General features: G+C 70.8%; 9 protein-coding genes. 8 read left to right on the top strand and 1 reads right to left on the bottom strand.

All coding sequences use genetic code 11. The features are described from left to right. The coding region (locus tag JLI01S_RS01550; RefSeq protein ID WP_084349100.1) for a hypothetical protein at positions 1-621 on the bottom strand (621 nt) is incomplete at its 3' end. Between the two features lie 91 nt (positions 622-712). On the opposite strand from JLI01S_RS01550, the gene xerD reads away from it, so the two are divergent. From xerD to der, 8 genes are all read left to right on the top strand, one after another. Continuing rightward, positions 713-1,639, top strand: coding sequence for a site-specific tyrosine recombinase XerD (gene xerD / locus JLI01S_RS01545; RefSeq protein WP_245634484.1), 927 nt, complete (start codon positions 713-715; stop codon positions 1,637-1,639). A gap of 62 nt (positions 1,640-1,701) precedes the next feature. Next, on the top strand, positions 1,702-2,589 hold the full coding sequence (locus JLI01S_RS01540; protein WP_068258896.1) for a ParA family protein: 888 nt from the start codon (positions 1,702-1,704) through the stop codon (positions 2,587-2,589). Positions 2,590-2,594: 5 nt separating this feature from the next. Then, positions 2,595-3,530: a segregation and condensation protein A gene (locus tag JLI01S_RS01535; protein ID WP_084349098.1), complete on the top strand. Its 936-nt coding sequence runs from the start codon at positions 2,595-2,597 to the stop codon at positions 3,528-3,530. Next, positions 3,523-4,173 (top strand): SMC-Scp complex subunit ScpB, encoded by a 651-nt coding sequence (gene scpB, locus JLI01S_RS01530; RefSeq protein ID WP_068258866.1) that lies wholly within the window; start codon positions 3,523-3,525, stop codon positions 4,171-4,173. The genes JLI01S_RS01535 and scpB overlap by 8 nt, the downstream gene beginning before the upstream one ends. After that, complete coding sequence (locus JLI01S_RS01525) at positions 4,170-5,081, top strand: pseudouridine synthase (RefSeq protein WP_068258864.1); 912 nt, start codon at positions 4,170-4,172, stop codon at positions 5,079-5,081. Before scpB ends, JLI01S_RS01525 begins: the two co-directional genes overlap by 4 nt. After that, entirely contained in the window at positions 5,078-6,202 is a 1,125-nt protein-coding gene (locus JLI01S_RS01520; protein WP_084349097.1) for a prephenate dehydrogenase, read from the top strand. The genes JLI01S_RS01525 and JLI01S_RS01520 overlap by 4 nt, the downstream gene beginning before the upstream one ends. A 22-nt stretch (positions 6,203-6,224) precedes the next feature. Further along, the gene (cmk, locus tag JLI01S_RS01515) at positions 6,225-6,923 is read left to right on the top strand and encodes a (d)CMP kinase (RefSeq protein ID WP_068258862.1); all 699 of its coding nucleotides are present in this window, start codon (positions 6,225-6,227) and stop codon (positions 6,921-6,923) included. An 82-nt stretch (positions 6,924-7,005) separates the two neighbouring features. Further along, positions 7,006-8,493, top strand: a complete 1,488-nt coding sequence (gene der / locus JLI01S_RS01510; protein ID WP_068258860.1) for a ribosome biogenesis GTPase Der — start codon at positions 7,006-7,008, stop codon at positions 8,491-8,493. Positions 8,494-8,503: the final 10 nt, after the last annotated feature.

The following is an 8,503-nucleotide window of genomic DNA, read 5'->3' as shown; positions in this document are numbered from 1 at the left end:
GCCCGCCGAGATCTCCGGCTGCGGCGGGCGGAGGCCGCAGTCGGCCAGCTCGAGCAGGGCGAGCTCATGGATCACCTCGGAGTCGCCACGACGCCACGCGCCGGCCGGGTCATCGCTGATCCGCGCGAGCCGCTGGAGGGGTTGGTTGGCCATGGCTCGTAGGGCGAAGAGGTCGAGGTCGTCGACGGAGTCGACCAGCGACTGGGCGGCCGTGGCCCGCCGCACGAAGCGCCACCGCGACGCCAGCCAGAAGGCTCCGACGATGAGGATCGGGGTGAGCGCGGTGACCCATCCCAAGGTCGTCGCGAGTGTCTCGACGGCCGAGACCAGGTCGCGTCCCGCGTCCTCGATCGAGGTTCCGGCTCCCGCTGCGTCACGGAAGGGCTTGGCCACCTTGTCGTCGAGGATCGGCAGATCGTCGACATTGTCGCCCGCACCGGTCAGCTTCTCCCGGAAGCCACGGCCGGCGCTCTCCAGCCGGTGACCCGGCTCGCCGAGCCCCAGCGTCGACGCGTGCACGGCCGTCCCGATCCGCGCCCAGAGCACGATCCAGCCGAGCATGAGGAGGTCCGTGAGGATCTGTCCGGTCCGACGGGCGGGGAGGTCCGCATAGAGCTTCATGAGCCCATTAGACTCCGACTGTGGTCGCGACCACCCGTGGACACAATGGAGTGTCCACGGCACCACATCGCAGACGTCAGGAGCAGCTCCGGTGACCTCGACGCCCCTGACGCGGGCTGTGCGGACGTGGCTCACCCAGCTGGACGTCGAGCGGGGCGTGTCCGCCCACACGCTGTCGGCCTACACCCGCGACTCACGCCGGTACCTCGACCACCTCGCCTCGCACGGGATCACCGACCCGACAGAGGTCACCGAGAGCCACGTCTCCGCCTTCCTCGCGGCGCTGCGTTCCGGCGACGACGAGCACCCACCGCTGGCAGCGAGCTCAGCCGCACGGACCCTCGTGGCCATCAGGGGCCTGCACAAGTTCCTCGCGCTCGAGGGGCTCACTCCCACCAACCCGGCCGAGGACGTCGCCCCGCCCACACCCCCTTCGCGGCTGCCCAAGGCCATCGGGCTGGACGAGGTCACCCGCCTCATCGACGCAGCCGGAGTCGGTGACGGCGCCGTCCCCCTGCGGGACCGGGCCCTTCTGGAGCTCCTGTACGCGACCGGGGCCCGCATCTCCGAGGCCGTCGGTCTCGACATCGACGACCTCGACCTGGACGTCGGCGCCGTCCGCCTCCTCGGCAAGGGGAGCAAGGAGCGGGTCGTCCCCGTCGGCTCGTACGCCACGCAGGCCATCCAGGCTTGGCTCGTGCGGGGACGGCCCGACCTGTCGATCCATGGCAAGGCCGGACCGGCGCTCTTCCTCAACCGGCGCGGAGCACGGCTGTCACGACAGAGCGCCTGGGCCGCCATCACCTCCGCAGCAGAGCGGGCCGGGCTGACCGGGCACGTCTCGCCGCACACCCTGCGCCACTCCTTCGCCACCCACCTGCTGGAGGGCGGAGCCGATGTCCGAGTCGTCCAGGAGCTGCTCGGGCACGCCTCCGTGACGACCACGCAGATCTACACGATGGTCACCGTGCAACAGTTGCGTGAGGTCTATGCGCAGAGTCACCCCCGTGCCCGCTGATAGTGTCGGCGCTGATCAGCGAGAGGCTGACCGACCGCCAGACCCGATGGAGTGATCCGACTGTGGCATCCGAGGTGACGCCGCCGCTCGACTTCGAGCACGAACTGACCCAGTACGGTCCGACCGGCCGGCCCCTGCCCACCTTCCCGGAGCCAGCCCCGCTGGATTCGCACGGACCGGCGCGCATCATCGCCATGTGCAACCAAAAGGGTGGGGTCGGCAAGACGACCACGACGATCAACCTGGGCGCCGCACTGGCCGAGGCCGGCCGCCGTGTCCTGCTCGTCGACTTCGACCCCCAGGGCGCCTTGTCCGTGGGCCTGGGCGTCCCGACCCACACGCTGGACATCACGATCTACGACCTGCTCGTCTCCCGTGGGCACGAGATCTCCGAGATCATCCAGCGCACCTCGGTCGAGGGCCTGGACGTCGCGCCGGCCAACATCGACCTGTCCGCAGCAGAGGTGCAGCTCGTCGGTGAGGTCGCCCGCGAGCAGATCCTCTCCCGTGTCCTGCGCCCGGTCCTGGACGAGTACGACGTGGTCCTCATCGACTGCCAGCCCTCCCTCGGGCTGCTCACCGTCAATGCCCTCACGGCCGCCCACGGTGTCGTCATCCCGCTGGAGACCGAGTACTTCGCCATGCGCGGGGTGGCACTGCTCGTGGACACGATCGACAAGATCACCGACCGGCTCAACCCGGGCCTGACCGTCGACGGCATCCTCGCGACGATGTACGACGGACGGACCCTGCACAGCCGCGAGGTCGTCGGGTCGGTCGTCGAGCACTTCGGCGACAAGGTCTTCCACACCGTCATCTCCCGCACGGTGAAGTTCCCCGACGCCACGCTCGCCGGGGAGCCGATCACCACCTACGCCACCGGGCACTCCGGGGCCAACGCCTACCGGCAGCTGGCTCGCGAGCTGATCTCGCGCGGCGGCGCTCCCTGACGACCGTGGAGGCCCCCGAGGCCACTGCGCCTGCACCCGCCCCCGAGCCCGTCCCCGCCGCCCCGACGCCGGAGATGGCCGTCCCCGGCGGGGTCATCACCAAGCGGGGTGCCGAGGCAGCGTTCACCGTCCACCTGGACAACTTCGAGGGACCCTTCGACCTGCTCCTGGGCCTGATCAGCAAGCACCAGCTGGACATCACCGAGATCGCCCTGGCCAAGGTGACGGACGAGTTCATCGCCCACCTGCGTGTCCTCCAGGCGAGCGACCCCGCGTGGGACCTCGGGCAGACGAGCGAGTTCCTCCTCGTCGCCGCCACGCTGCTCGACATCAAGGCCTCTCGTCTCCTGCCCCACACCGGCGACGGGGACGAGGAGGACCTGGAGCTCATCGAGGCCCGCGACCTGCTCTTCGCCCGGCTCCTGCAGTACCGGGCCTTCAAGGACGTCGCGGCCCACATCGGCGAGACGATGGCGGGCACCGGGCGGATGACGCCGCGGCAGGCCGGCCTCGAGCCGCACCTGGCCAAGCTCCTGCCCGAGCTCGTCATGAGCATCACGCCGGAGCAGCTGGCCATGATCGCGGCCCGCGCACTCACCCCCAAGGAGCCGGAGACCGTCGGTCTGACGCACCTGCACGCGCCCGCCGTGAGCGTGCGGGAGCAGGCGGTCATCGTCGTCGACCGACTGCGCACCGAGGGGGCACTCTCCTTCAAGGCGCTCGTCCGGGACGCCGACTCGACGCTCGTCGTGGTCGCTCGGTTCCTCGCCCTGCTCGAGCTCTTCCGCGACAAGCAGGTGGTCTTCGACCAGCCGGAGGCCCTCGGTGACCTCGAGGTGAGCTGGACCGGAAGCCAGGAGGGCACCGTGGACGTCGGTGCCGAGTTCGACGAAGGGGAGGCCCCACCCCCTTCGCCCGAAGAGGAGGAACACGATGAGTGAGCCGACCCCCGTGGAGTCCCTGACCGAGCCTGACCTCGCGGCGGAGACCGAGGGCGACGACGTCCAGGTGGCCTTCGACGTGGGTGAGCTGCCGGGCGGAGCCCGCGCGGCCATCGAAGCGGTCCTGATGATCGTCGAGGAGCCGGTCACCGACCATGCCCTCGCGTCGGCGCTGGAGCTGCCGGTCGAGGAGATCCGCGTGCACCTCTCGGCGCTCGAGAGCGCCTATGCCGATGGCCAGCACGGCTTCACGGTGCGCAATGTGGGCGGCGGCTGGCGCTTCTACAGCCACCACGCCTATGCGCCGGTCGTCGAGCGCTTCGTCATCGACGGCCAGCAGTCCCGGCTGACGACCGCCTCCTTGGAGACGCTCGCCGTGATCGCCTATCGGCAGCCGATCGCCCGAGCCCGCATCAGCGCGATCCGCGGCGTCAGCGTCGACGGTGTCGTGCGCACCCTGCTCACCCGCGGTCTGATCGTGGAGGTCACCAAGGACGAGGAGTCCAACGCGACGCTCTACGGAACCACCCCCTACTTCCTGGAGCGGATGGGTCTGAACTCCCTGGACGACCTTCCGCCACTCGCCCCCTACCTACCCGACGCAACAGTGTTCGACGAACTCGTGAATGAGGCCCGCCCATGACCCCACCCCAGAACCGCCGCCCCGGAGGCCCCCAGGGCTCCGGCCGTGGCAAGGGACCCAAGAAGCCGCCCCGCCCGGGTCGGCGCAACATGCCCGAGCGCGGCACCACCGGACGCAGCCGCCAGGGTCAGTCCGACCTGGCACCGGAGCCGCCCCAGGCCCCCACCATCGATGTCCACGACCCCGAGGGCACCCGCCTGCAAAAGGTCCTCGCTGCGGCCGGCATCGGTTCCCGACGCGCCTGTGAGCTGCTCATCAGCGAGGGCCGGGTCGAGGTCGACGGTCAGGTCGTCCGCGAGCTCGGCGTGCGCGTGGACCCCCTGCGCCAGACCGTGCACGTCGACGGCGAGCGCGTCCACCTCGACGAGTCCCGGGTCTACCTCGCCTTCAACAAGCCGACCGGAGTCGTCACGACGATGTCCGACGAGCTGGGGCGGCTGAGCATCGGTGACTATGTCGCCGGTCGCCCGGAGCGACTCTTCCACGTCGGTCGTCTCGACGCCGACACCGAGGGCCTGCTCATCCTCACCAACGACGGGGACCTCGCCCATCGGCTGCAGCACCCGGCCCACGGGGTGCTCAAGACCTACATCGCCGAGATCCCCGGTCCGGTGCCGAAGGACCTGGGCAAGCAGCTGCGCGAAGGCGTCATGCTCGAGGACGGTCCGGTCAAGGCCGACTCCTTCAAGGTCGTCGACTCGCGCCCGGGCAAGGCGATCGTCGAGGTGATCCTCCACGAGGGGCGCAAGCACATCGTGCGCCGCATGCTCGAGCACGTCGGTCACCCCGTCCTGTCGCTCGTGCGCGTGCAGGTCGGGCCGATCACCCTCGGCACGACCAAGTCGGGCCGCTGGCGCAACCTGAGCCGTCAGGAGATCAGCGAGCTGTACAAGGCTGCGGGTCTGTGACGGCTTCCGCCGAGGCGAAGGGAGCGGCCGGCTCCCTTCCTCCCGTGCACGTCATCGGGACGGGACTCATCGGAGCGAGCATTGGTCTGGCACTCACGGGGGCGGGTGCCGATGTGACCCTCGAGGACCAGTCGGAGACCTCCGTCGCCCTCGCCCGTGACCTCGGGGCGGGACGGATCACCGGCCCCGTCGAGCCGGGCGTCGTCGTCGTCGCCGCGCCACCGGATGTCGCACCGCGCCTTGTCCTGACCGCGCTCGAGCGGTGGCCCGAGGCGGTCGTCACGGATGTCGCCTCCGTCAAGCAGGTCATCCTCGCGGACCTCGTGCGCGCCGGCGTGCCGATCGAGCGGTACGTGGGCAGCCACCCGATGGCCGGACGAGAGCGTTCCGGCGCCATCAGCGCCCGGGCCGACCTCTTCGAGGGGCGGGCGTGGGTGCTCTGCCCGCACGACGGGAGTGACGCGGCTGCCACGCAGATCGTCGCCAGGCTGGCGCAGGCGACGGGGGCCGCGGTCACGACGCTGAGTGCGGCCGACCACGACGCCGCGGTCGCCGCTGTCTCCCACGTCCCGCAGGTCGCCGCTTCCCTCGTGGCTGCCCGACTGGAGGGCTTGAGCGAGCAGGCCATCGGACTCGCCGGTCAGGGTGTGCGTGATGTCACCCGCATCGCGGCCAGCGACCCCGGCCTGTGGACGCAGATCCTCTCCGGCAATGCCGCTGCGGTCGGCGAGGTCCTGCGGGTCGTGTCCGACGACCTCGTCGCGATCGTGCGGGCCCTCGAGGCACTCGGGGAGGACACGAACGTCGCGGATGCACCCGGCGCACGGGCGGTCCTCGCCCGCAGCATCGCCGGCGGCAACGCCGGGCAGGCCCGCATCCCGGGCAAGCACGGCGCCCCTCCCGCCTCCTACGCCGTGGTGCGGGTCGTCGTCGACGACCGCCCGGGTGAGCTGGCCCGACTGCTCGCGGAGATCGGCGAAGAAGGCGTCAACCTCGAGGAGCTGCGTCTCGACCACGGGCTCGGTCTGCCCTTCGGACTCGCCGAGGTCTCCGTGCTCCCGGCCGCCGCCGGACGGCTGTCGGAGGCCCTGCAGGGCCGTGGGTGGCAGATCCACTCCTGAGCGACGACTAGGCTGACCCATCGTGACCAGCCAGCCCACTCCCTTCGTCATCGGTATCGATGGACCCTCCGGGTCCGGCAAGTCGAGCGTCTCGCGCGCTGTCGCCACCCGCCTCGGCGCGGGCTACCTCGACACCGGAGCGATGTACCGGGCGCTCACCTGGTGGTGCCGTCACACCGAGGTCGACCTCGGTGACGCCGCGGCGATCACCCGGGCCGCACTGGAGCTGCCACTGGCCATCGGTGATGACCCGGCGGCGCCCACTGTCGTCGTGGACGGCGTGGATGTCGCCGAGGCGATCCGGGACAGCGAGATCTCCTCGCTCGTCTCGACCGTCGCCACCGTCCCCGAGGTCCGGGTGGAGATGCAGCGGCGTCAGCGCGCGCTCATCGAGGAGATCGCCGCCCGCCACGGCGCCTGCGTCGCCGAAGGGCGGGATGTCACGACCGTGATCGCGCCTGACGCACCCGTGCGCATCCTGCTCACCGCCAGCGAGGAGGCTCGACTGCGGCGCCGTTCACTCGAGGTGCACGGGGCCAGCGACCAGGCGGCCATCGAGGCCACTCGCGATCAGGTGGTGCGCCGTGACCGCGACGACTCGACGGTCTCCCAGTTCACCAAGGCCGCCGATGGCGTGAGCGTCGTCGACACCTCCGACCTCGACTTCGCAGGGTCCGTCGCCGCGGTGATGGCCCTCGTCGACGCAGCGCGCCGGCACTGACGCGACCCGCTTCGTCGTCACTGCGGCCGATGCCGCCGATGGCTGCGACAATGGGCCGACCACCGACTTCACAGGAGCACCGTTGAACACCACCCCTGATCCCACCGACCCCACCGGGACGGATGACGCGGCGCTGGCCGAGGGCGTCGAGCGGGTGCTGCGTGCCGGGCTCGAGGACTTCGACCTCACCCCGGAGGACCGGGCGCTCATCGAGGGCTTCCAGCAGGACGAGGAGGAGGCTCCCGCCGGACCGCTGCCGGTCGTCGCGATCGTCGGACGGCCCAATGTCGGCAAGTCGACCTTCGTCAACCGCGTGCTGCGCCGCCGTGAGGCCGTCGTCGAGGACACCCCCGGTGTGACCCGCGACCGGGTCGCCTACGACGCGGAGTGGTCCGGACGACGCTTCACGCTGCTGGACACCGGCGGCTGGGAGATCGGCGCCGAGGGCATCCATCTGCGCGTCGCCGAGCAGGCTGAGGTCGCCATCGAGATGGCCGACGTCGTGGTCTTCGTCGTCGACGCCATCGTCGGGGCCACCGACGCCGACGAGGCCGTGGTCAAGCTCCTGCGCAAGTCGGGCAAGCCGGTCGTGCTCGTGGCCAACAAGGTCGACGACCAGCGCTTCGAGCCGGATGCCTCCGCGCTGTGGAACCTCGGCCTGGGCGAGCCCTACCCCGTCTCTGCGCTGCACGGACGGGGGAGTGGCGATGCCCTGGACGCCGTCCTCGACGTCATGCCGGACGTGTCCGCCAGCGGCGGCGCGATCGCCCAGGGCGGACCCCGCCGGGTGGCCCTCATCGGCCGCCCCAATGTCGGCAAGTCGAGCCTGCTCAACAGGCTCGCAGGCGAGGAGCGGGTCGTCGTCGACAATGTCGCCGGCACCACGCGTGACCCCGTCGACGAGCTCATCGAGCTCGGGGGCCGGCAGTGGCGCTTCGTCGACACCGCGGGCATCCGCCGGCGCGTGCACCAGACCAAGGGGGCGGACTTCTACGCCTCCCTGCGCACCCAGGCGGCGCTCGAGAAGGCCGAGGTCGCGGTCGTCCTCATCGACACGCACGAGTCGATCACCGAGCAGGACCTGCGCATCATCAGCCAGGTCGTCGAGTCCGGGCGTGCCCTGGTCATCGGGTACAACAAGTGGGACCTGCTCGACGAGGAGCGTCGCTTCTACCTCGAGCGGGAGATCGAGCGCGAGCTCGTCCAGGTCACCTGGGCGCCCCGCGTCAATGTCTCGGCCCTGACCGGACGGCATGTCGACCGGCTCACCCCGGCTCTCGACACCGCGTTGAACTCCTGGGACAGCCGCGTGCCGACCTCACGGCTGAACTCCGTGCTCGGCGAGATCGCGTCCTCGCACCCGCACCCCGTGCGTGGCGGCAAGCAGCCCCGCATCCTCTTCGCGACGCAGGCCTCGACGCGTCCGCCGCGGTTCGTCATCTTCGCTTCCGGCTTCATCGAGGCGGGCTACCGTCGCTTCCTCGAGCGTCGTCTGCGCGAGGAGTTCGGCTTCGAGGGGACCCCGATCGAGATCAGCGTGCGCGTGCGGGAGAAGCGCGGACGTCGCTGACCCGCGCAGC

The organism is Janibacter limosus NBRC 16128 (genome assembly GCF_001570985.1).
Taxonomy (GTDB): Bacteria; Actinomycetota; Actinomycetes; order Actinomycetales; family Dermatophilaceae; genus Janibacter; species Janibacter limosus.
The sequence above is the reverse complement of the archived record's forward strand: the minus strand, read 5'-3'. Positions and strand labels throughout refer to the sequence as shown.